The sequence below is a fragment of the Sphingobium sp. JAI105 genome, assembly GCF_015752145.1.
In the GTDB taxonomy this organism is placed as follows: domain Bacteria; phylum Pseudomonadota; class Alphaproteobacteria; order Sphingomonadales; family Sphingomonadaceae; genus Sphingobium; species Sphingobium xenophagum.
The window spans coordinates 1331213-1351539 of the sequence record NZ_JADOUC010000001.1 but is presented as its reverse complement, the minus strand read 5'-3'; the positions used below and the strand labels follow the sequence as shown (position 1 = coordinate 1351539).

Annotated in this window: 22 protein-coding genes; 17 read left to right on the top strand and 5 right to left on the bottom strand. The window is 63.8% G+C overall.

Going from position 1 to position 20327, the window contains the following annotated elements:
- Positions 1 to 54: 54 nt before the first annotated feature.
- On the bottom strand, positions 55 to 1275 hold the full coding sequence (locus IWY39_RS06380) for an NADP-dependent isocitrate dehydrogenase (RefSeq protein WP_017182788.1): 1221 nt from the start codon (positions 1273 to 1275) through the stop codon (positions 55 to 57).
- Positions 1276 to 1443: 168 nt separating this feature from the next.
- Between IWY39_RS06380 and IWY39_RS06375 the strand changes: the two genes are divergently transcribed.
- Both IWY39_RS06375 and IWY39_RS06370 read left to right on the top strand, forming a co-directional pair.
- Positions 1444 to 2178: a phosphatidylserine decarboxylase gene (locus tag IWY39_RS06375; protein ID WP_107124119.1), complete on the top strand. Its 735-nt coding sequence runs from the start codon at positions 1444 to 1446 to the stop codon at positions 2176 to 2178.
- A 50-nt stretch (positions 2179 to 2228) separates the two neighbouring features.
- Positions 2229 to 2957: a CDP-alcohol phosphatidyltransferase family protein gene (locus IWY39_RS06370; RefSeq protein WP_017182790.1), complete on the top strand. Its 729-nt coding sequence runs from the start codon at positions 2229 to 2231 to the stop codon at positions 2955 to 2957.
- A 6-nt stretch (positions 2958 to 2963) separates the two neighbouring features.
- Here the strand turns inward: IWY39_RS06370 and IWY39_RS06365 are convergent, their stop codons facing one another.
- Positions 2964 to 3191 (bottom strand): hypothetical protein, encoded by a 228-nt coding sequence (locus IWY39_RS06365; protein WP_107124118.1) that lies wholly within the window; start codon positions 3189 to 3191, stop codon positions 2964 to 2966.
- A 257-nt stretch (positions 3192 to 3448) separates the two neighbouring features.
- Between IWY39_RS06365 and rpsB the strand changes: the two genes are divergently transcribed.
- The 12 genes from rpsB to rpmE all read left to right on the top strand — a co-directional run bounded on the left by rpsB (position 3449) and on the right by rpmE (position 14901).
- Positions 3449 to 4207, top strand: coding sequence for a 30S ribosomal protein S2 (gene rpsB / locus IWY39_RS06360; protein WP_017182792.1), 759 nt, complete (start codon positions 3449 to 3451; stop codon positions 4205 to 4207).
- 112 nt (positions 4208 to 4319) lie between these two features.
- Positions 4320 to 5249, top strand: a complete 930-nt coding sequence (gene tsf, locus IWY39_RS06355) for a translation elongation factor Ts (protein WP_017182793.1) — start codon at positions 4320 to 4322, stop codon at positions 5247 to 5249.
- A gap of 180 nt (positions 5250 to 5429) precedes the next feature.
- Positions 5430 to 6155 carry a UMP kinase gene (gene pyrH / locus IWY39_RS06350; RefSeq protein WP_107124116.1) on the top strand — a complete coding sequence of 242 codons (726 nt, stop codon included), beginning with the start codon at positions 5430 to 5432 and terminating at the stop codon, positions 6153 to 6155.
- 4 nt (positions 6156 to 6159) lie between these two features.
- Entirely contained in the window at positions 6160 to 6717 is a 558-nt protein-coding gene (gene frr, locus IWY39_RS06345; protein ID WP_017182795.1) for a ribosome recycling factor, read from the top strand.
- A gap of 43 nt (positions 6718 to 6760) precedes the next feature.
- Positions 6761 to 7501 carry an isoprenyl transferase gene (locus IWY39_RS06340; protein WP_019051688.1) on the top strand — a complete coding sequence of 247 codons (741 nt, stop codon included), beginning with the start codon at positions 6761 to 6763 and terminating at the stop codon, positions 7499 to 7501.
- 5 nt (positions 7502 to 7506) lie between these two features.
- The gene (locus IWY39_RS06335) at positions 7507 to 8283 is read left to right on the top strand and encodes a phosphatidate cytidylyltransferase (RefSeq protein ID WP_017182797.1); all 777 of its coding nucleotides are present in this window, start codon (positions 7507 to 7509) and stop codon (positions 8281 to 8283) included.
- A complete protein-coding gene (locus tag IWY39_RS06330; protein WP_107124115.1) occupies positions 8280 to 9440 on the top strand; it encodes a 1-deoxy-D-xylulose-5-phosphate reductoisomerase in 1161 nt (386 codons plus the stop codon). Before IWY39_RS06335 ends, IWY39_RS06330 begins: the two co-directional genes overlap by 4 nt.
- Entirely contained in the window at positions 9437 to 10570 is a 1134-nt protein-coding gene (gene rseP / locus IWY39_RS06325) for an RIP metalloprotease RseP (protein ID WP_107124114.1), read from the top strand. The genes IWY39_RS06330 and rseP overlap by 4 nt, the downstream gene beginning before the upstream one ends.
- A gap of 87 nt (positions 10571 to 10657) precedes the next feature.
- Positions 10658 to 13345 (top strand): outer membrane protein assembly factor BamA, encoded by a 2688-nt coding sequence (bamA, locus tag IWY39_RS06320; RefSeq protein ID WP_181316659.1) that lies wholly within the window; start codon positions 10658 to 10660, stop codon positions 13343 to 13345.
- The gene (locus IWY39_RS06315; protein WP_017182801.1) at positions 13345 to 14001 is read left to right on the top strand and encodes an OmpH family outer membrane protein; all 657 of its coding nucleotides are present in this window, start codon (positions 13345 to 13347) and stop codon (positions 13999 to 14001) included. Before bamA ends, IWY39_RS06315 begins: the two co-directional genes overlap by 1 nt.
- A gap of 6 nt (positions 14002 to 14007) precedes the next feature.
- Positions 14008 to 14487 carry a 3-hydroxyacyl-ACP dehydratase FabZ gene (gene fabZ / locus IWY39_RS06310; protein ID WP_107124112.1) on the top strand — a complete coding sequence of 160 codons (480 nt, stop codon included), beginning with the start codon at positions 14008 to 14010 and terminating at the stop codon, positions 14485 to 14487.
- A gap of 189 nt (positions 14488 to 14676) precedes the next feature.
- A complete protein-coding gene (rpmE, locus tag IWY39_RS06305; RefSeq protein ID WP_006954711.1) occupies positions 14677 to 14901 on the top strand; it encodes a 50S ribosomal protein L31 in 225 nt (74 codons plus the stop codon).
- A 116-nt stretch (positions 14902 to 15017) separates the two neighbouring features.
- Here the strand turns inward: rpmE and IWY39_RS06300 are convergent, their stop codons facing one another.
- The 3 genes from IWY39_RS06300 to IWY39_RS06290 form a co-directional block, all read right to left on the bottom strand.
- Positions 15018 to 15353, bottom strand: coding sequence for a hypothetical protein (locus IWY39_RS06300; protein WP_107124111.1), 336 nt, complete (start codon positions 15351 to 15353; stop codon positions 15018 to 15020).
- Positions 15354 to 15638: 285 nt separating this feature from the next.
- Positions 15639 to 16745 carry a 3-dehydroquinate synthase gene (aroB, locus tag IWY39_RS06295; RefSeq protein ID WP_107124109.1) on the bottom strand — a complete coding sequence of 369 codons (1107 nt, stop codon included), beginning with the start codon at positions 16743 to 16745 and terminating at the stop codon, positions 15639 to 15641.
- Positions 16736 to 17284, bottom strand: a complete 549-nt coding sequence (locus IWY39_RS06290; protein ID WP_017182805.1) for a shikimate kinase — start codon at positions 17282 to 17284, stop codon at positions 16736 to 16738. The genes aroB and IWY39_RS06290 overlap by 10 nt, the downstream gene beginning before the upstream one ends.
- A gap of 94 nt (positions 17285 to 17378) precedes the next feature.
- Here IWY39_RS06290 and IWY39_RS06285 point away from each other — a divergent pair, with 94 nt between their 5' ends.
- The 3 genes from IWY39_RS06285 to IWY39_RS06275 are packed head-to-tail and all read left to right on the top strand — an operon-like array spanning position 17379 to position 20319.
- Positions 17379 to 17567, top strand: a complete 189-nt coding sequence (locus IWY39_RS06285) for a hypothetical protein (RefSeq protein WP_017182806.1) — start codon at positions 17379 to 17381, stop codon at positions 17565 to 17567.
- Between the two features lie 5 nt (positions 17568 to 17572).
- The gene (locus IWY39_RS06280) at positions 17573 to 19390 is read left to right on the top strand and encodes a hypothetical protein (RefSeq protein ID WP_107124108.1); all 1818 of its coding nucleotides are present in this window, start codon (positions 17573 to 17575) and stop codon (positions 19388 to 19390) included.
- Complete coding sequence (locus IWY39_RS06275) at positions 19390 to 20319, top strand: tyrosine-type recombinase/integrase (RefSeq protein ID WP_107124107.1); 930 nt, start codon at positions 19390 to 19392, stop codon at positions 20317 to 20319. Before IWY39_RS06280 ends, IWY39_RS06275 begins: the two co-directional genes overlap by 1 nt.
- Positions 20320 to 20327: the final 8 nt, after the last annotated feature.

Below are 20327 nucleotides of genomic sequence, written 5' to 3'. Positions count from 1 at the left end.
CCGTTGCACGGCGCCGCCTCGTTCCGTTTGCGAATTGAAAGCCTCAAGCGGCTATCAGTTCCATGTCGCCATTTCGGCTTCCAGATTGACGCGGATCGTTTCGAAAAACTGTTCCGTGGTCATCCACGCCTGTTCCGGGCCGATCAGCAGCGCCAGATCCTTGGTCATTGCGCCATCCTCGACAGTCTTGACGCAGACGCGCTCCAGCGTTTCGGCGAATTTGGTGACGTCGGGCGTGCCGTCGAACTTGCCGCGGAAAGCAAGTCCCTGGGTCCAGGCGAAGATCGAGGCGATCGGGTTGGTCGAGGTCGCCTTGCCCTGCTGATGCTGGCGATAGTGGCGGGTGACGGTGCCGTGGGCGGCTTCGGCCTCGACCGTCTTGCCATCGGGCGAGAGGAGCACGGAGGTCATCAGGCCGAGCGAGCCGAAGCCCTGCGCGACGGTGTCCGACTGGACGTCGCCGTCATAATTTTTGCAGGCCCAGACGAACTTGCCGCTCCACTTGAGCGCGGAGGCGACCATGTCGTCGATCAGGCGATGTTCGTACACGATGCCCGCCGCCTTGAACCGATCGGCAAATTCTTCGTCGAACACCTGCTGGAACAGATCCTTGAAGCGGCCGTCATAGGCCTTCAGGATGGTGTTCTTGGTCGACAGGTAGAGCGGCCATTTGCGGTCGAGCGCATAGTTCATGCTCGCCTTGGCAAAGTCGATGATCGACTGGTCGAGATTATACATGCCCATGGCAACGCCGGCGGCGGGGAAGTTGAACACTTCCTTTTCGATCTTTTCGCCATTGTCGCCGTCCCACACCATGGTCAGCTTGCCAGCGCTCGGGACCAGAAAGTCGGTCGCCTTATACTGGTCGCCAAAGGCGTGACGGCCGATGACGATCGGGTCGGTCCAGCCGGGAACGAGGCGGGGGACATTCTTGATGACGATGGGTTCGCGGAATACGACGCCGCCCAGGATGTTGCGGATGGTGCCGTTGGGCGACTTCCACATCTGCTTGAGGTTGAATTCCTCGACCCGCTGTTCGTCCGGGGTGATGGTGGCGCACTTAACACCGACGCCATATTCCTTGATGGCATTGGCGGCATCGACCGTGATCTGATCATTGGTCTCGTCGCGCTTTTCGACGCTCAGGTCGTAATATTTCAGGTCGATGTCGAGATAGGGGAGGATCAGGCGTTCGCGAATCCATTGCCAGATGATCCTGGTCATTTCATCGCCGTCAATTTCCACGACCGGGTTTTTCACCTTGATCTTCGCCATGCGCCTGTTCGCCTTCTTCATTCTGGGTGGATTTGCAAAACGCCCTAGGCAAAGCGCGGCCAATGTTCAACCGTTCTGGCAGGGATTCTGGCGTTCCGGACAGGCAAGGATACATAGCGCGGCATCGGTCGTTGTCAGGGCGAGGGTCTCTCCCTAAAGACGGTGGCTATGGAAAATAACGAGATCACGATTGCCGCCGGCGGCAATGTCAAATGGCGCTTCCCCCAGGTTCATCCGGAAGGCGTGAAATTCGGCCTGATCGCTGCGGCTATCACGGGCGTTTTCTTTCTGATGGGTTGGGAAGTGGTCGGCTGGCTGATGCTGATCGTGACGATGTGGGTGCTGGCCTTCTTCCGCGATCCGGTGCGGGCGGTGCCGCAGGATGAAGGCGCGATCATTGCGCCCGCCGATGGTCTGGTGACGCTGATCCAGAAAGTGCCGCCGCCGCGCGAGATGGCCGGGTCGGCGGGTCTTGGCGATCAGCCGTTGATCCGCGTGTCCATCTTCATGAGCGTGTTCGACGTCCATATCAATCGCACGCCGATCGGCGGGACGATCAAGTCGGTGGTCTATATTTCGGGCAAGTTCCTGAACGCGGACCTGGACAAGGCGAGCGAGGATAATGAGCGCCAGCATATATTGGTCGAGCGGCACGACGGGCTGCGTATCGGCTTCACCCAGATTGCGGGTCTGGTCGCGCGGCGGATCGTACCCTTCGTCAAGCCCGGTGACATGGTGGCGGCGGGGCAGCGCATCGGCCTGATCCGCTTTGGCAGCCGGGTGGATGTGTACCTACCCGCCGGGACGGCGCCGCGCGTGATATTGGGGCAACGAACGGTCGCGGGCGAGACCATATTGGGTCAGGTCGGCGACCGCCGCGTCATTGCGGGCATCCAACAGTGAGGCAGCGCCGCGCCGTGCCACGGGGGTTGCGCCGGGGAATCACCCTGCGGATGGTTGCGCCCAATGCGGTGACGGCAATGGCGCTGTGCTTTGGCCTGACCGGCGTGCGGTATGGCATATCGGGTGAATGGGAGCGGGCGGTCCTGTCCATCCTGTTCGCAGGCGTGCTGGATGGCCTGGACGGGCGAATCGCCCGGTTGCTGCGTGGCGAGAGCCGCTTTGGCGCGGAACTGGATTCGCTGTCCGATTCGATTGCGTTCGGCGTGGCGCCTTCGCTGATCCTCTATCTATGGTCGCTCTATGCGATGCCCAAATTCGGCTGGATCTTCGCGCTCGCTCATGCGCTGTCCTGTGCCCTGCGGCTGGCGCGGTTCAACGCCAATATCGATGTCGATGTGCAGCCGCACAAGTCGGCTGGCTTCCTGACCGGCGTGCCTGCGCCCGCTGGCGCAGGGTTGACCTTCGTGCCGCTCTATCTGTGGCTCGTGACGGGGGAACCGATTTTCCAGGCCTGGTATGTCGTGGCGCCCTGGACCGCGTTCATCGCCTTCCTGATGATTTCCAACATTGCGACCTATAGCTGGTCGGCCTTGCGGTTGCGCAAGCGGATCAGGCTGGAAACGATTGCCCTGGCCGGATTGCTGGCCGCCTCGCTGGTGACCGATCCCTGGCTGACGCTGCTGCTGATCTGCGGCATATATGTGGCGCTGATCCCGTTTGGCATCCTGTCCTACGCCAAGGTCCGCCGTCAGCGCGAGGCCAATCCCGGCCCCGCCTGAATATCGTCAAGCGGCGAGCATGCCGTTTGGCAGGGCGCGGTTGGCGCTGCGCGCGGAGGGGGTGACGCGCGGGCGGCGGATACGGACATGATAGACGGGCGCGTCCTGCGGAATGGGCTGGAACAGCAAGGCCGCCACCATTTTGTCATGATAGTGGAGCAGCATCCACGCGATCGTGCCGATGGCCATCATGAAGGCCAGGGTAAACAGGGTCACTGCAACGAATGTGAACATGGAGATCACTTTCTATCTTGCCATTTGCACGGCTTGTCCCACAATGACGGTTCAAACGGCGGTTAGGCCCATTTGTTCCGCTTGTTCACGTTATGTTCCTATCTTTGGGGCAAGTCAACCCCTTGCGCAATGTTTCGCCTGCCGTTAAAGGCGCGCCCTATTCCACATGGGAATCGACATATCCGGTGCCGGCGGGGTCTTTGAGGCTCCTTCCCGGTTCCTGATTCCCAGAGGCACAACCGGAAGGAGAATATCTTATGGCGGCACCTGTCGTCACCATGCACCAATTGATCGACGCTGGCGCGCATTTCGGCCACCAGACGCATCGCTGGAACCCGCGCATGAAGCCGTACATCTTCGGCGAGCGCAACGGCATCCACATTCTTGACCTGTCGCAGACCGTGCCTTTGTTCGGCCGTGCGCTCGACTTCGTGTCGTCGACCGTCGCCGCTGGCGGCAAGGTGCTGTTCGTTGGCACCAAGCGCCAAGCGCAGGACCCGATCGCCGACGCTGCGCGCAAGTCCGGCCAGCATTTCGTCAACCATCGCTGGCTGGGCGGCATGCTCACCAACTGGAAGACGATTTCGGGTTCGATCAAGCGTCTCAAGACCCTTGAGGAAAAGCTGTCGGGCGACACCCACGGCTTCACCAAGAAGGAAGTGCTCCAGATGACTCGCGAGCGCGAGAAGCTGGAACTGTCGCTGGGCGGCATCCGTGACATGAACGGCATTCCCGACGTCATGTTCGTGATCGACGCCAACAAGGAAGAGCTGGCGATCAAGGAAGCCAATACGCTGGGTATCCCGGTCGTTGCGATCCTCGATTCCAACGTTTCGCCCGACGGCATCGCTTTCCCGGTTCCCGCGAACGACGACGCCAGCCGCGCCATCCGCCTGTATTGCGAGGCCATTGCCGCCGCCGCCACCAAGGGCAACCGTGGTGCGCAGCAGGCTTCGGGTGTCGACCTGGGCGCGATGGACGAGCCGATGGCTGAAGAGGTTGTCGCCGAAGCCTGAAGGCGTCGCACAACCGTAAGACTGACAGGCTAGGGCGCGCTCTTTGGAGACGCGCCCTAGTGCTTGTTCAAGACCCGCTTGTTTGAACCACAAATATATTAGGAGCCGAAACATGGCCGATATTACCGCCGCCACCGTCAAGGAACTGCGCGACCGTTCGGGCGCCGGCATGATGGATTGCAAGAAGGCGCTGACCGAAACCAACGGCGACATCGAAGCGGCGACCGACTGGCTGCGCGCCAAGGGTCTGGCCGCTGCGCAGAAGAAGTCGAGCCGTACCGCAGCCGAAGGCCTGGTCGGCGTCGCCGTTGCCGGGACGAAGGGCGTTGCCGTCGAAGTGAACAGCGAAACCGATTTCGTTGCCAAGAACGAGCAGTTCCAGGATTTCGTCCGCACCGTGTCGACCATCGCGCTGGAAAGCGGCGTGAGCGATGCTGAAGCGCTGCTGGCGGCATCCTATCCGTCGGGCGGCACAGTGTCCGAAAAGCTGGTCGCCAACATCGCGACCATCGGCGAAAACCAGAATGTCCGTCGCGTCGCGCATGTGTCGGTGAACCAGGGCGTCGTCGTTCCCTATGTTCACAACGCCGCCGCACCGGGCCTGGGCAAGATCGGCGTGCTCGTCGCGCTGGAAGGCGACGCGCCTGCCGACACGATGGAAACGCTGGGCAAGCAGATCGCGATGCACATCGCCGCTGCCTTCCCGCTGGCGCTGTCGGCTGCCGACATCGATCCGGTCCAGTTGGAGCGTGAGCGCGCCATCGCGACCGAGAAGGCCGCCGAATCGGGCAAGCCCGCCGAGATCATCGCCAAGATGGTCGATGGCGCGGTGGCCAAATATGCCAAGGAAAATGCGCTTCTGTCGCAGCTGTTCGTGATGGACAACAAGACCCCGATCGCCGACGTGGTGGCCAAGGCCGCCAAGGAAGCGGGCGCGTCGATCACCCTGACGAGCTATGTCCGCTTCCAGCTGGGCGAAGGCATCGAGAAGGAAGTCAGCGACTTTGCCGCCGAAGTCGCGGCAGCGGCTGGCGTTGCCTGACGCATAGTCGGTTCGCTTTGGCGTGTCGGTCGGGAAACTTCGCTCGACAGACGCGCAGCGAACGGACAAGGGGGTGGCGTGAATCGCCAAAACCCCGCTTCACATACTGGCGCGCACTGCTAAGGTGCGCGCCATTTCCTTGCCCAGAGTTGGGCCCCGACCAGATGGAATTTGCCCCGCATGACCCGGCCATCCTTCAAGCGCATATTGCTGAAATTGTCTGGCGAGGTGCTGATGGGATCGGGCCAGTTCGGTATAGACCCCGAAACCGTCGATCGGGTCGCAGGGGAGATCGCGGCGGCCAAGGAAGCCGGGTTCGAGCTGTGCGTCGTGGTGGGCGGCGGCAATATCTTCCGTGGTCTGGCCGGCGCGGCCAAGGGCTTTGATCGCACCAGCGCCGACTATATGGGCATGCTGGCAACCGTCATGAACGCGCTGGCGGTACAGAATGCCCTGGAGAAGATGGGATGCGATACGCGCGTCCAGTCGGCAATTCCGATGGCGTCGGTGTGCGAGCCCTATATCCGGCGCAAGGCGGTGCGGCATATGGAGAAGGGCCGGATCGTCATCTTCGCGGCGGGCACGGGCAATCCCTTCTTCACCACCGACACGACCGCTGCCCTGCGCGCGGCCGAAATGAATTGCGACGCGATCTTCAAGGGCACCAGCGTCGACGGCGTCTATAATGCCGATCCCAAGAAGGTGCCCAACGCCACCCGATATGACGAAATCAGTTTCGACCGGGTGCTGAACGACAATCTCAAGGTCATGGACGCCAGCGCGATTGCGCTGTGCCGTGACAATCATATTCCCATCGTCGTGTTCAACATCCGCGAAACCGGCAATCTGGCAACTGTGCTGGCCGGGCAGGGTGTGGCGACGATCGTACAAAATCAGGAGAGCTGATCACATGGCGCAATATGACAAATCGGACCTGGAACGCCGCATGGCTGGCGCGGTCGAATCGCTCAAGGGCGATCTTTCGGGCCTGCGCACCGGGCGTGCCAATGTGATGCTGCTCGATCCGGTGACCGTCACCGTCTATGGCGCGTCGATGCCGCTCAATCAGGTGGCGACCGTATCCGCGCCCGAACCGCGCATGTTGTCGGTGCAGGTGTGGGACAAGACCAATGTGGGGCCGGTGGACAAGGCGATCCGGTCTGCGGGGCTGGGCCTGAACCCCATCGTCGATGGACAGACGCTGCGCCTGCCGATTCCCGACCTGACCGAGGAACGCCGCAAGGAACTGGCCAAGCTGGCGAGCAAATATGCCGAAGCGGCGCGCATCGCGGTGCGCAACGTGCGGCGCGACGGCATGGACAGCCTGAAGGCCGACGAGAAGAAGGGCGAAATCAGCGAGGACGAACGCAAGCGCAAGGAAGCGGAAGTCCAAAAGCTGACCGACGGCGTGATTGCCGAGCTGGATGCGACCTTCGCGGCCAAGGAAAAGGAAATTCTCGGCCAGTAAGCCGGGATGTTCCGCCCATGATCCGCGCAACCCCCACCGACTGATGGCGACGCAAGTCCGGCCCGATCTGTCCCAGGCCGCGCCCGCCCATGGCGCGCGCCATGTCGCCATCATCATGGACGGCAATGGTCGCTGGGCGAAGAAGCGGCTGCTGCCGCGTATCGCCGGTCATCGTGCCGGGGTGGAAGCGGTGCGGCGCGTGTCGCGCGCTGCGCGGGAGATGGGGCTGGAGTGCCTGACGCTCTACGCTTTCTCGTCGGAAAACTGGAAGCGGCCCGCCAGCGAAGTCGCGGACCTGATGGGGCTGCTGCGCCATTTCATCAAGGCGGATCTGGACGAATTTCATGCCAATGGCGTGCGGTTGCGGATCATCGGCAATTACAAGGCGCTGGAGCCTTCGCTGGTCGCGCTGATCGACGAGGCGGTGGCGCGCACGGCGGGCAATAGCGGGCCGATCATCGCGATCGCGCTCAACTATGGCGCGCAGGATGAGATGGTGCGCGCGGTCCAGGCTATGGCGCAGCGGGTCGCGGCGGGCGAGATTGCCGCCGACGCGATTGGCGTGGGCGATATTGATGCGGCGCTCGACACGGCTGATCTGCCGCCGCTCGACCTGCTGATCCGCACGTCGGGCGAGCAGCGCCTGAGCAATTTCATGCTGTGGCAGGCGGCCTATGCCGAGTTGTATTTCACCGACATGCTGTGGCCCGATTTCGACGCTCAGGCGCTGGCGCAGGCGTTGGATGCTTTCCGTTTGAGGGACCGCCGTTTCGGCGGGCTGTGAGCGGCATGGGCAGTGAATTGCGCACCCGCGCCGTCGTGGGCGTCGTGCTGATTGCGGTGGCGCTGGGTGCGTTGCTGTCTGGCGGACTGCTGTTCTGGGCGCTGCTGTCGGTAGCGGGCGTGCTGATGCAGGCCGAATGGGCGGACCTGAGCGGCGCATCGGCCGATCACAAGAAATTGTCGATGTACGCGGTTTCGGTGCCGCTGGCGATATTATGCCCGCTGGCCGCTGGCCTGTCCTGGTTTGCGATCGGCCTGCTGGTCGCGGCCTTTCTGTTCGTGATCGGGGCGACCCGATCCGTCCGGCTGGCGCTGGGTGTCCTGTATGTCTGCCTGCCGGTCATGGCGTTGCTGTTCCTGCGCGGGCAGGGGCCGAACATCTTTGGCCTGACGCTGGCGCTGTGGGCGCTGGCCCTGGTGTGGGCGACGGATATTGGCGCCTATTTTGCGGGCCGGTCGATCGGCGGACCGAAGCTGGCGCCGCGGATCAGCCCGTCCAAGACCTGGTCGGGGCTGGGTGGCGGCGTAGTGGCGGCGTTGCTGATCGGGTTTCTGTTGCACCGTTTTGCCGGGCTGCCGATCGAACTGGCGGCGGCAAGCGGCCTGCTCGCGGTGGCGGCGCAGGCGGGCGACCTGCTGGAAAGCGCGATGAAGCGGCGGGCGGGGGTCAAGGATAGCGGATCGCTGCTGCCGGGTCATGGCGGCGTGCTGGACCGGCTGGACGGGGTGGTGACCGCCGCGCCGCTGGCGGCCCTGCTCTATCTGATGCTGGTGCTGCGATGACGCGGAAGGTTTCGATTTTCGGCGCGACCGGGTCGGTGGGCCAATCGACGCTGGACCTGATCCGGCGGGATCGCGACGCCTATGACGTGGTGGCGCTGACGGCGAACAGTGACCTGGACAGTCTGGTGGCGCTGGTGCGGGAGGCGGGCGCCAAGGTGGCGGTCATCGGTCAGGAGCGGCTGTACGGCGCGCTGAAGGAGGCGCTGGCCGGGACGGGGATCGAGGCGGCGGCGGGCGAGCAGGCGCTGGTCGATGTCGCGGGGGCCGGGGCGGACTGGACGATGGCGGCGATCGTGGGGTGCGCAGGGCTGCGACCGACCATGGCGGCGCTGAAGGCGGGCGGCACGGTCGCGCTGGCCAACAAGGAATCGCTGGTGTCGGCGGGCGGGCTGATGATGGCGGCGGCTGGCGTGTCCGGCACGACATTATTGCCGGTGGACAGTGAGCATAATGCGATTTTCCAATGCCTTGCCGGTAGTTCTTTAGAAGATGTCGCGCGCATTACGCTGACCGCCAGCGGCGGACCGTTCCGCACGCGGAGCCGGGCGGAGATGGCCGACATCACCCCCGCGCAGGCGGTGGCGCATCCCAACTGGTCGATGGGCGCCAAGATCAGCGTCGATAGCGCGACGATGATGAACAAGGGGCTGGAGCTGATCGAGGCGGCGCATCTGTTCCCCGTCGGCCTCGACCGGATCGAGATATTGGTCCATCCGCAATCGGTGATCCATTCGATGGTCGAATATCGCGACCGATCGACGCTGGCGCAGCTGGGATCGCCCGATATGCGGATACCGATCGCCCATGCGCTCGCCTGGCCCCAGCGGATCGCGACGCCATGTCAGCCGCTCGACCTGGCCAGGATCGGCCGACTGGATTTCGAGGCGCCCGATCAGGATCGCTTCCCCGCCTTGCGCCTGACGCGCGAGGCGGCGGCGGCTGGCGGGGCGATGCCCGCGATCCTGAACGCAGCCAATGAGGCGGCGGTCGCGGCGTTTCTGGGCGGCAGGATCGGCTTCCTTGATATCGCCATGATTGTGGAGGAAGTATTGAACCGCTATAGCGCGCCGACGCCCTCCACGATTGAAGACGTGCTGGCGGCCGACGCCGGTGCGCGTGCCGTGGCGGGCGATGTGATGGAAAGATTGACGGTTTGATCCACAATCCCGGTTTTCTGCTGACTGTTCTGGCATTTGTGGCGGTCATCGGGCCGCTCGTTTTCGTGCATGAGCTGGGCCATTATCTGGTCGGGCGCTGGTGCGGGGTGAAGGCGGAGGCGTTTTCGATCGGCTTCGGGCCGGAACTGTTCGCCTGGGTCGACAAGCGCGGCACGCGCTGGCGCGTCGCGGCTCTGCCGCTGGGTGGCTATGTCCGCTTCAAGGGCGACATGAACGCGGCCAGCATGACCGATCCGGCATGGCTGGAACTGCCCGCCGCCGAGCGGGCGCAGAGCTTTCCGGCCAAGCCGCTGTGGCAGCGCGCGGCGATCGTGGCGGCGGGGCCGGCGATCAATTCCCTGTTCGCGATCCTGATATTGGCGACGTTCGCCTTCGTGCATGGCGAAAGCCGGACTCCGGCGGTTGCGGGACAGGTGCAGCCGGGCAGCGCGGCGGCGGCGGCGGGGATATTGCCGGGCGACCGGATCGTGTCGCTGGGCGGGCGCGAGATGACGACCTTCGACGATATTCGCCTCTATGCCCAGATCCGTCCCGGCGAAGCGGTCGCCATGGTGATCGAGCGCGATGGCAGGATGTTCGCCAAGGACGGCAAGATTGGCAGCGTGACCGAGGATGACGGCTTCGGGAACAAGTTCCAGATCGGCCGGCTGGGGCTGGCCCCCGGCGATCCGGTGGTCGAGCCGGTAAGCCTGTTGCGTGCACCGGTGGTCGCGGTGGAGCGGACAGGGCAGATCGTCCGCACCATGGTCGAGACGATGGGCCAGATCATCAGCGGTGGCCGATCGGTCAAGGAACTGGGCGGCCCGTTGAAGATCGCGCAGGTTTCCGGGCAGGCGGCGACGATGGGGCTGGAAAGCTTCATCTTCTTCGTCGCGCTTATCTCGATTAACTTGGGGTTCATCAACTTGTTGCCAATCCCGATGCTGGATGGCGGGCATCTGCTGTTTTACGGGATAGAGGCGGTGCAGCGGCGACCGGTCAGCGAACGGGTGCAGGAATGGGCCTATAAATCTGGCTTGGCCGCGCTGCTGACTATGATGGTGCTGGTGACTTTCAACGATTTGTCGTCTTTCGGGCTTTGGAAAAGCCTGTCCGGCTTGATCGGCTGACGCGCATGGGGCAGGGAGGCGCGGTTTGGCGTCGTCTGTGTCGGCGGAAACAATTTTATACTGTTTGAGGTGATGCGGGTGACAGCGATGATGAGCAGCAAGAGGCAGCGCCCGGTCGTCACGGCCCTGTTGGCGACGACGATGATCGCCGGGCTGACAGCGGTTCCGGCAAAGGCGCAGCAGGCTGCTCCCCCGGCCGGCGCACCGACGCTGGCGCCGCCCGTTGCCCCGGCACCGGTGGGTACGATCCGCGCAATCAATGTCACCGGCACCCAGCGGCTGGAGCCGGACACCATCCTGTCCTACACCAAGCTGCGCGTCGGCCAGCCCTTCACCCAGGAAACGCTCGATCAGGGTCTGCGCGACCTGTACGAGACCGAACTGTTCGCCGACGTCCAGATCCGCAACGACAACGGCACGCTGACGGTCGAGGTGAAGGAAAATCCGGTCATCAACCGCATCGTGCTGGAAGGCAACAAGCGGCTGAAGGACGACAAGATCCGGCCCGAAATCAAGCTGGCCCCGCGCCAGATCTATACCCGTTCCAAGGTCCGCGCCGATGTGGCCCGCATCATCGAACTCTATCGTCGTCAAGGCCGCTTTGCCGCCAGCGTCGAGCCGAAGATGGTGCAGCTCGACCAGAATCGCGTCGACATTGTCTTTGAAATTACCGAAGGGCCAAAGTCCAAGGTCCGCCAGATCAACATCATCGGCAATGACAAGTTCAAGGACGGCGAACTGCGCAGCCAGATGGTGACCAAGCAGTCGCGCTGGTTCCGCATCTTTTCGTCGGGCACCAGCTATGATCCTGATCGTCTGGCCTATGACCAGCAGAAGCTGCGCCAATTCTACCTGACCGAAGGCTATGCCGATTTCCGGGTGATTTCGGCCGTGGCGGAACTGACGCCGGACAAGCAGGACTTCATCATCACCTATGTGGTGGAAGAGGGCGATCGCTACAAATTTGGCGATGTGAAGGTCGAATCCGACATTCGCGACCTGTCGGGCGATGGGCTGACCAAGCGCCTGCCGATGAAGAAGGGCGACTGGTATAATGCCAAGCTGGTCGAGGATACGGTCGATACGCTGAGCGAGACTGCCGGCCTGTTCGGCTATGCCTTTGCCGACGTGTCGCCCGATTTCCAGCGCGACAAGGATACGCTGACGATGGGGATCAATTTCCGCATCGCCAATGCGCCGCGCGTCTATGTCGAGCGGGTCGACATCAACGGCAATACGTTGACGCAGGACAAGGTGGTACGCCGCGAATTCCGTCTGGCCGAAGGGGACGCCTTCAACAGCTTCCTGGTCAAGCGGTCGAAGGACCGGATCAACTCGCTCGGCTTCTTCCAGGAGAAGCTGGACGTGGAGCAGAAGCCCGGTTCCGCGCCTGACCGGATCATCCTGGAAACCAATGTGCAGGAAAAATCGACCGGCGAATTGTCGCTGTCAGCCGGTTTCTCGTCGCTGGAACGCTTCATCGTGTCCGCGTCGATCACCCAGCGCAATTTCCGCGGCAAGGGCCAGGAACTGCGCACGTCGGTCAATTATTCGGCCTATAGCAAGTCGGTCGAAGTCGGGTTCACCGAACCCTATTTCCTGGACAAGAATATCGCGCTGGGCGGCGACATCTATCGCCGCGATCTCAACAACTTCCGGTTCCTGGGTAACGGGACCAACAGTCGCGATACGACCTATGAACAGACGACCACCGGCTTTCAGATCCGGGCGGGCGTACCGATCACCGAATATATGTCGCTGGCGCTGCGTTACAGCCTCAATTTCGACGATGTGACGCTCGACAGGGCGACCTATTATTCCGATCCCGATGGCGCGGGTCCGCTGGCGGAGCGTTGCGACCCGCTGCTCGCCGGTCGCTATCTGTGCGACGCGATTGGCAAGCGGACGACATCGTCGCTGGGCTACTCGCTGATTTATGACACGCGCGACAACCGCATCCGCCCGACGCGGGGCAACAATGTGGTGCTAAGCCAGGATTTCGCGGGTCTGGGCGGCAGCGTCAAATATGTCCGCACGCGCGTCAACGCGTCCAAATTCTGGCCGCTGGGCGCGGGCTTCATCTTCTCCCTGTCGGGTGAAGGCGGCTACATTCATTCGCTGGAAGGCGAACGGCTCGACCCGGACGGCAACCCGACCGAGCGCATCCGGCTGGTTGATCGCTTCTTCCTTGGCGAACCACAGTTCCGCGGCTTCAACATCCGCGGCGTGGGTCCGCGGGTGAAGCGTTACTTCCTCCAGGCCACGACCGATGAGAACAACAACATCACCGGCTATGACCGGGTCACTGGCCGGAACAACATCACCGACGACGCGTTGGGAGGCCGCATCTATTACCAGGCGCGGGCCGAAGTGGAGATACCGCTGGGATCGGGCGCGCGTGAAATGGGGCTGCGGCCGTCGATCTTTGTCGACGCAGGCGCGGTGGCCGGCATCAAGGATCCGGTGCTGATCAATGGCAATGGCAGCTTCGCCGGCTATTGCGACCCAACGACCAACGCACCGACCGGATCGACGCGGGTGCGCGCCACCGGCACGGCGCGGGCGCCGGTCTGCGGCACCAATTTCACCTTCTCGGGCGGCAATTTCGAGGAAGAATATCTCGGCGACACGCTCAAGCCGCGCCTGTCGGTCGGTTTTGGCGTCAACTGGAACTCGCCCTTCGGCCCGTTCCGTATCGACATCGCCAAGGCGCTGCTGAAAGAACCAGGGGACGACACCAAGCTCATCACCTTCAACGTAGGGACTCAATTCTGATGAAGACCATTATCAAGGCTGCGGCGCTCGTTTTCGCGCCGATGACCGCCATTGCGCTGACCGCCGTTCCGGCCGCAGCCCAGTCCAAGATGGGCATTGCCGTCGCTGACCTGCAGCGCGCGGTCGGCACCAGCGCCGCCTATACCGTCGCCCGCACCCAGATGCAGACGACCTACAAGCCGCAGATCGATGCGTTCAACGCGCGCAAGACTGCGATCGACGCCGACCTCAAGACGAAGGGCGACGCGATCCAGAAGGCGCTGACCGCAGCGGGCAACAAGCCGACCCCGGCGATCGAAACCCAGTATCAGGCGTTCCAGCAGTCGCAGCAGAGCGCCCAGGCCGAACTGCAGCGCATGGGCCAGCCGATCGCGCTGGCCAATGCCTATGTCGAAGAACAGATCACGGCCAAGCTGTCCGACGCGCTGAAGGCGGCGATGGCGAAGGCGAAGGTCGATCTGGTGCTGGCCCCCGATGCGACCGTGTCCTATCAGCCGACCGTCGATATTACCGATGCCGTCGTGACCGAAATCAACGCACTGGTGCCCAGCGTGTCGATCACGCCGCCGGCCGGCTGGCAGCCGGGCCGTCAGGGTCAGGCCGCAGCCCCGGCTGCCGCGCCTGCCAACCCGGCGCAGGCCCCCAAGTCGCGCTGATAGATAATGACGGGAGAGGTTGAAACGATCAGCGCGCGTGGCCCGATGGATGTCCGTCGGGTCATGGCCGCGCTGCCGCATCGTTACCCGATGCTGCTGATCGACCGCGTGGTGTCGCTGGTGCCCAACCAGTCGATCCACGCGATCAAGGCGGTGTCGGTGAACGAACCCTTTTTTCAGGGCCATTTCCCGACCCGGCCGATCATGCCGGGCGTGCTGATCGTCGAAGCGATGGCGCAGGCGGCGGGCGTGCTGGCGGTGGAATCGATGAACCTGGCCGATTCGGGCAAGCTCGTCTATTTCATGAGCATCGACGGCGCGAAATTCCGGTCGCCGGTGGAGCCGGGCTGTCTGCTCGACCTGCATGTCGAAGTGACCCAGAATCGCGGCGCGATCTGCAAATTTGCGGGCAAGGCGATGCTGGGCGACAAGCTGGCCGCGGAAGCACAGTTCGTCGCGATGATCAGCGACTCGCCCAAGGATTGAACTATTCCTGTCACCCCAGCGAAAGCTGGGGTCTCGCTTCCTCTGTTGCATCCGAGGAAAAGTGAGATCCCGGCTTTCGCCGGGATGACGGACTATTGCCACAGGGCGTCAAACCCGCTAACGGCGCGCCTTCGCACTTTTCCCGCATCCACAGCCGGTCGGAACCGGCACATTACGGAGCACGACGCCATGAAGGCCGATATTCACCCCGACTACCACATGATCACCGTCCAGATGACCGACGGTACGACGTTCCAGACCCGTTCGACCTGGGGCAAGGAAGGCGACAAGATGGCGCTCGACATCGACCCCAAGTCGCATCCGGCATGGATCGGTGGCCAGCGTCAGCTGGATCAGGGCGGCCAGGTGGCGCGCTTCAACAAGCGCTTTGGCGGCCTGACGCTGAAGAAGTAATCGGCCTTCCAAAGGCAGAAATGAAAAGGGCGCCCGCGAGGCGCCCTTTTTGTTGGTGGCGGTGATGGGTGGGAGCGGACTGGCGGCTTCGCTCGCAGTTTCAGGTGGAAGCAGCCTTACCGCTTTGCGCGAAACAGTTCTCTTTGCGCCTGATTGATAGAAAGCTCATCCCAATCAACCTCACGCATTGATGGCGGGAAGATTTCTCGCCGGTCATCATAGTCGTAGAATAGCGTTCCATGTATCCCCTGCGCTTCGCTCTTCAGAATAGGGCGATCCCACAGAGGCGAAATAACGCGGCCCGCTTCGGCGTCCCCAAGACGCGCAAACACGTCCTCAATGATTGCCATGTCACTATTCCCGACAAAAATCGCACCAAATTCATCGTCAGTGGCTTGAAACAGGCTGAAGGTCGCATTGAGCGCACCGTCAATGATCTGGATGTTTTTCATGAGCTTATTATGCGGAGGGCTGTGATGAACAGCAATGCTTTCGAGCGTCCGGTTTTGAGCCGAATTGCGAAGTTGCTTAGCGTCGGCAAATGGTCGTTCCCGATCATCCTCCCCTGTAAGGGGAGGTGGATGGCCGTAGGCCAGACGGAGGGGTATCCGCCTCTCGATAGGGCGACACCCCTCCACCACTTCGTGGTCCCCCTCCCCTTGCAGGGGAGGAATGTGCGGGCGCTTATGGTCGCTTCCCGTCCATCTCCTCTGCGCCCTCGACGAGCGCGGCTGTCTTCAGGCTGATCGATCCGCGTCCAGAAACGCCGCCACGTCGTCCAGTACGACATCTTTTGACAGGAAGGTCTGGCCGATGCCGCGGGCGAGAAGGAAGGGGAGGGTGCCGGCCGCCATCTTTTTGTCGTGGAGCATATGGCCGACCAGCGCCGCGCCGTTGGCGGTGACGTGGGCGGTGGCGAGATTGTGGGGCAGGCAGACGGCTTTGAGATGCGCGGTGACGCGATCGGCATCGGATTGGGGGCAAAGGCCGAGATGCGCGGAATAGCGGAAGGCGAGCGCCATGCCCGCCGCGACGCCCTCACCATGCAGCAGCGTGTCGCAAAATCCGGTGTCGGCCTCCAGCGCGTGACCGAATGTGTGGCCAAGGTTGAGCAGGGCGCGGCGGCCTGACGTCTCGCGCTCGTCATCGGCGACGATCGCCGCCTTGGCGCGGACGCTACGTTCGATCGCGATGGTGCGGGCTTCGGGATCTCCGGCCAGCAGCGCCTGCGCATTGGCTTCGCACCAGCCGAAGAAATCGGGATCGTCGATCAGGCCATATTTGACGACTTCGGCATAGCCCGCGCGGGTTTCGCGTTGGGGGAGGCTGTCGAGCGTCGACGGGTCGATCAGGACGAGGGCGGGCTGGTAGAAGCTGCCGATCAGATTCTTGCCTGCCGCCGTGTTGATCGCGGTCTTGCCGCCGACCGACGAATCGACCTGGGCCAGCAGCGTGGTGGGCACCTGGATGAAGTGGCAGCCGCGCTTGAGGATGGAGGCGGCAAAGCCGACGAGATCGCCGATCACGCCGCCGCCAAGAGCTACGACATGATCGCCGCGCTCAATCTCCAGCGCCAGCAGCGCGTCGAGCAATTGTTCCAGATGCCGCCAGCTCTTCGTCTGTTCGCCCGGCGGCAGGATGATCGGTTCCAGCGTCACATTGGCGGCGCGCAGGCTGGCGTCGAGCCGGGGAAGCTGGGCGGCGGCGACATGGGCGTCAGTGACGACGACGATCCGGCCCTTGCGCGCATAAGGGGCCAGGATGGCGCCAGCGCGGTAGAGCGCGCCCTGTTCCACGATGATGTCATAGCTGCGCGCGCCGAGCGCGACCGGGACTATTGCCATGCCGTCAGATGCTCCATGATGCGGTCGACCGTGATGTCGTGGGGTGCCGCAATACTCTTCACATGAATGGGGGCGAGCGCGTAAACCGGATTGCGCACTGCGGCCAGATCCGTCAGCACCGTGCGGGGATCGCGATCCTTGAGCAGGGGGCGGCCTTCGCGGCGCGACACGCGATCGACCAACACGTCGATGTCGGCGTCCAGCCATATCGCGGTCGCCTGATCCAGGATCAGCGCGCGCGTGTCATCCTGCATGAAAGCGCCGCCGCCGGTCGCGATCACCTTGGGCGCGCCGTCCATCAGCCGGGCTATCACGCGGCGTTCGCCGTCGCGGAAATGGGGTTCGCCATAGCGGGCGAATATCTCCGTGATGGAAAGCCCGGCGGCCTTTTCAATCTCTTCATCGGCATCGACGAAAGCGACGCCAAGCCGCGCGGCAAGCCGCCGTCCGACGGTGGATTTGCCCACGCCCATCATGCCTACCAGGACGATGGGACCGCGCTTGGCGTGAGTAGCGGGGAATTTGCTGTTTCGCTGCATGGCGACCGGGGCTATACAGCCAGCCGTCACAGAGGCAAATCGCATCTTTCCCTGTCGTTTCGCATGATGGCGGGACCAGCCGTAGCAAGGACTCATGAAGAACAACCGCAATTTGAGCAGTTTTGAGGGCGCTGGCCGCCGTCGTGGTACGCGCCTGCCGATTCTGCCCATCATCCTGGTGGTGCTGGTCGTCGCGCTGCTGGCCTTCCTGTGGTCGCGCGGTGGCGAGCAGCCGCAGCAGCGTGTCGAGAAAGTCATCCCTGCCGAGAAGCTGGGCCAGTAACGCCCATGCGCAGGTCCGGGGGTAAGGCGAAATGGGCGTTCGGCAGCTTTGCGCTGGCTTTGGCGCTGCCCGTCGTGGCGCAACAGGCGCCCGAATCGCTGTTGCCGCCCGGTTTTGGCGACGCGCCCGAAACGCCAGCGCCGGCCCCCACGCGCCCGGCACCCGCGCCGACGCCAACGCCCGGCGGCGTGCCAGCCCCCGCGCTCAATCCCGCGACCCCGCCCGACCTGGCGCTGCTGCCGGATGAGGCGGCCAATGCCGCCGAAGAGGAACTGACGCCCGAAGAACTGGCGGCGCAGAAGGCCAAATATGACCTGCCCGAAACGGCGCGCCGCTCGCTGGACCGCATCGGCCCGCTGACGCCCGCGACGCGCGGGATGGAGCCCAATGCCTTTGGCAACCAGTCGGGCAAATTCCTTGCCACGCTGATGCAGCAGACCCATGCGCCGATCATGTCGCGCTGGGCCGCGATCCTGCTGCGACGGGCGCTGTTGTCGGCGGTGGATACGCCGCGCGATATTGACGGAGCGGACTGGGTGGCCGAGCGCGCCTGGCTGCTGCTGCGCATGGGGGAGGCGGACAGCGCCCGGCTGTTGGTGCAGAGCGTCGATCCCGACCGCTATTCCCCGCGCCTCTATGCCATCGCGATGCAGACCTATCTGGCCAGCGCGGACCCGGCCGGGCTATGCCCGCTGTCGGAAGGGGCGCTGCGTTTCAGCAAGGAGCCGGGCTGGGACATGACGCGGGCGATCTGCCCGGCGTTGTCGGGCGATCAGGGGTCGGCCAGCGGTGCGCTTAACCAGGCGCAGCGGCGCGGCGTGGTGCGCGGCGTCGACTATCGGCTAGCGGAAAAGCTGGTCGGCACCGGCTTCAATGCGCGTCGTTCGGTGAAGATAGAATGGGACGGGGTCGATCGGCTGACCGCCTGGCGCTTTGGTCTGGCGACTGCGCTGAATGTCGAGATTCCCGACGCGCTATATGGCACGGTCGGAACGCATGTGCGGGCGTGGGAAGCGCGTGCGCCCGCGCTGGCGCCGGTGCAGCGCCAGCCTGCGGTCGACATCGCGGCGCGGCTTGGCGTGTTTTCCAATGCGGCGCTGGTTGATTTCTACAGCCAGTTGGCGGCCGATGGCGATGCGTCGACAGAGATTGCCGACCGGATCGACGCGCTGCGCACCGCCTATACCGGTGCGACGGTGGGCGCGCGGATCGGCGCGATGCAGACTTGGTGGCAGGATGGCGCACGGCCTGACTATGTTGGGCTGATCGCGACCGCGCGGGCAGCGGCGGCCCTGCCGGTCGCGCAGGCCGACGCTCGCGATGCCGCCAATCTGGTCGCGGCGATGATGACCGCCGGTTATGATCGCAATGCGGCGCGCTGGGCGCGGGCGCTGGGCCAGATCAATGGCGATGGCGCGGCGCAATTCTGGGGGCTGCTCGCCGTTGGTGCGCCAAGCCCGGTGGTCGACATCAACGAAGGCCGGATATCCAGCTATATTGGCGAAGCGGGGCCGCAAAAGGGCCGGATGCTGATCGCGGCGCTGGCGGGTCTGGCGCGGCTGTCGGCCAATGACATGGTGAGCCTGGCGCGTGATAATGGCGTCAATCTGGCCGCCAACAGCCGCTGGGCGCGCGCGATTGGCGCGGCGGCCCAGCGTGGTGAAAAGGGTACGGTCGCGCTGTTGGCGGCGGTGGGGATGCAGGGGAGCGATTGGAACCGCCTGCCGCCGGAGCATCTCTATCATATCGTCGCCGCGCTTCATCGCGTCGGGCTGGACCCTGAAGCGCGGATGATCGCGGCGGAGGCGATCACGCGGCTTTGATGGGGGACGATGATGCCCTGATCGACCGTTTTCTGGAAATGATGGCGGCGGAGCGGGGCGCTTCGCGCAACACGTTGCTGGCCTATCGCGCCGACCTGAACGGCGCAGGTGCGCTGATCGGCGGCCTGGCCGGGGCAAGCAAGGAGGCGCTGGGCAGGCTGGCGGGTGAATGGGCGACGCTGGCGGCATCGTCCGTGGCGCGCAAGGCATCCGCGCTGCGGGCCTTTTACGGGTTTCTGGAAGAAGAAGGGCTGCGCGCGGATAATCCCGCCAGCGCGCTGCCGCGCCCGGTGATGCGGCGGCCATTGCCCAAGATTTTGTCGGGGGCCGAAATCGATATGTTGTTCGCGCTGATCGCCGAGCGGCTGGCGGTGGCGCATCCGGCGCCCGGCGATCTGCGGCTGTCGGCATTGATCGAGCTGCTGTACGGGTCCGGCCTGCGCGCGACCGAGCTCGTCTCCCTGCCGCGCCGGGCGCTGGCGGCGGATCGGCCCTTTCTGATTTTGAAGGGGAAGGGCGGGCGTGAGCGGCTGGTGCCGATTTCCGATCGGGCGCGGGCCGCGGTTGCAAGCTGGCTGACGCATGTGCCGTCCGAAAGCGCCTGGCTGTTTCCGTCGGGGAAAAGCTATTTGAGCCGCATCCGGCTGTACCAGATCGTCAAGGCGCTGGCTGCGGCGGCGGGGATAGCGCCCGAACGGGTCAGCCCGCATGTGCTGCGCCACGCTTTCGCCACCCATTTGCTGGAGGGCGGCGCGGATTTGCGCGCGCTCCAGTCGATGCTGGGCCATGCCGACATCGGCACGACGCAAATCTATACCCATGTGGACAGCCGCCGCCTCGTCGAACTGGTCAATAGCCGCCACCCATTGGGGCAGATGGTGCCGAAAATGCCGCAGCCGCGCGTTGACGACGACGCTTCATCGCCCTAACGCCATGC

Excerpts from the sequence above, each read along its gene's own strand:
- bamA (WP_181316659.1), top strand. The coding sequence starts at position 10,658 with ATGATGAGCAGCAAGAGGCAGCGCCCGGTCGTCACGGCCCTGTTGGCG.
- IWY39_RS06315 (WP_017182801.1), top strand. The coding sequence starts at position 13,345 with ATGAAGACCATTATCAAGGCTGCGGCGCTCGTTTTCGCGCCGATGACC.
- frr (WP_017182795.1), top strand. The coding sequence starts at position 6,160 with ATGGCGCAATATGACAAATCGGACCTGGAACGCCGCATGGCTGGCGCG.
- IWY39_RS06335 (WP_017182797.1), top strand. The coding sequence starts at position 7,507 with ATGGGCAGTGAATTGCGCACCCGCGCCGTCGTGGGCGTCGTGCTGATT.
- IWY39_RS06380 (WP_017182788.1), bottom strand. The coding sequence starts at position 1,275 with ATGGCGAAGATCAAGGTGAAAAACCCGGTCGTGGAAATTGACGGCGAT.
- aroB (WP_107124109.1), bottom strand. The coding sequence starts at position 16,745 with ATGGCAATAGTCCCGGTCGCGCTCGGCGCGCGCAGCTATGACATCATC.
- IWY39_RS06285 (WP_017182806.1), top strand. The coding sequence starts at position 17,379 with ATGAAGAACAACCGCAATTTGAGCAGTTTTGAGGGCGCTGGCCGCCGT.
- IWY39_RS06280 (WP_107124108.1), top strand. The coding sequence starts at position 17,573 with ATGCGCAGGTCCGGGGGTAAGGCGAAATGGGCGTTCGGCAGCTTTGCG.
- IWY39_RS06375 (WP_107124119.1), top strand. The coding sequence starts at position 1,444 with ATGGAAAATAACGAGATCACGATTGCCGCCGGCGGCAATGTCAAATGG.
- IWY39_RS06365 (WP_107124118.1), bottom strand. The coding sequence starts at position 3,191 with ATGTTCACATTCGTTGCAGTGACCCTGTTTACCCTGGCCTTCATGATG.
- IWY39_RS06330 (WP_107124115.1), top strand. The coding sequence starts at position 8,280 with ATGACGCGGAAGGTTTCGATTTTCGGCGCGACCGGGTCGGTGGGCCAA.
- IWY39_RS06340 (WP_019051688.1), top strand. The coding sequence starts at position 6,761 with ATGGCGACGCAAGTCCGGCCCGATCTGTCCCAGGCCGCGCCCGCCCAT.
- fabZ (WP_107124112.1), top strand. The coding sequence starts at position 14,008 with ATGACGGGAGAGGTTGAAACGATCAGCGCGCGTGGCCCGATGGATGTC.
- IWY39_RS06300 (WP_107124111.1), bottom strand. The coding sequence starts at position 15,353 with ATGAAAAACATCCAGATCATTGACGGTGCGCTCAATGCGACCTTCAGC.
- rpmE (WP_006954711.1), top strand. The coding sequence starts at position 14,677 with ATGAAGGCCGATATTCACCCCGACTACCACATGATCACCGTCCAGATG.
- pyrH (WP_107124116.1), top strand. The coding sequence starts at position 5,430 with ATGACCCGGCCATCCTTCAAGCGCATATTGCTGAAATTGTCTGGCGAG.
- tsf (WP_017182793.1), top strand. The coding sequence starts at position 4,320 with ATGGCCGATATTACCGCCGCCACCGTCAAGGAACTGCGCGACCGTTCG.
- IWY39_RS06290 (WP_017182805.1), bottom strand. The coding sequence starts at position 17,284 with ATGCAGCGAAACAGCAAATTCCCCGCTACTCACGCCAAGCGCGGTCCC.
- IWY39_RS06370 (WP_017182790.1), top strand. The coding sequence starts at position 2,229 with ATGGTTGCGCCCAATGCGGTGACGGCAATGGCGCTGTGCTTTGGCCTG.
- rpsB (WP_017182792.1), top strand. The coding sequence starts at position 3,449 with ATGGCGGCACCTGTCGTCACCATGCACCAATTGATCGACGCTGGCGCG.
- IWY39_RS06275 (WP_107124107.1), top strand. The coding sequence starts at position 19,390 with ATGGGGGACGATGATGCCCTGATCGACCGTTTTCTGGAAATGATGGCG.